The 723-nt window shown below is 32.8% G+C and carries 1 protein-coding gene; it reads right to left on the bottom strand.

Translation table 11 applies throughout. The features are described 5' to 3' along the window. Positions 1-299: 299 nt before the first annotated feature. Positions 300-665 carry an LPXTG cell wall anchor domain-containing protein gene (locus FFM73_RS12585; protein WP_137631953.1) on the bottom strand — a complete coding sequence of 122 codons (366 nt, stop codon included), beginning with the start codon at positions 663-665 and terminating at the stop codon, positions 300-302. Positions 666-723: the final 58 nt, after the last annotated feature.

The following is a 723-nucleotide window of genomic DNA, read 5'->3' as shown; positions in this document are numbered from 1 at the left end:
CGTATTTTTTTGGAACGCGTCTGGTTCAAACCATTGTCCAAAAAACTGCCAACTAAAAAAGCACCTAGACCAATTGAGGTCTAAGTACTCCTATAAATCTAAATCAACTCTACTTGACGAAGTGCCACAATAATAACATAGACATTGCAGAATCTTCATTTATCATAAAAATAGTGCTAATGATTACTCATCAGCACTAAATGTCATAGGATTCTAAATTGATAAAACTATTTAAATATAGACCTCCTTCAATTTAAAAATCAATATGATGCTCTCTCATCTATTTTGAATAACAGATTTTAATTATTCTGATCATGTTTCTGCTTCTTTTTAGCAAGACCCACTAACGCTAATATACCCATTAATTTTAGCCCAATTTTAGCAAAGATACTATTAGATTGTGATTCATCAGTTTGTGGCAATTTATTTGATGCCCCCATCATTTGATTTTTATTAAGATGCTGGGAATTTTTGTTATCAATTACTGTTTGCTGATTTACCACTGCTTTTTTGTTTGCTACGCCAAAAATACTATGGGTAGTTTCATGTCTTACAGCTTGTGTTGCTTGAGTTGTGCTGTCTGACTTGGTCTCCGCAATAACAGTTTGTTTATTATTAATATTAACGCGTAGTGCTAGTTTCGTAATATAGCTCAGGCAGTTCACTAATCTATTCTAAGCCCACTTTTTCCTTGAATTAAATTGCTATGAACCTTGATGACAT

The organism is Secundilactobacillus hailunensis, from assembly GCF_005405185.1.
GTDB classification, from domain to species: Bacteria; Bacillota; Bacilli; order Lactobacillales; family Lactobacillaceae; genus Secundilactobacillus; species Secundilactobacillus hailunensis.
This window is presented reverse-complemented; position numbering and strand designations above follow the sequence as displayed.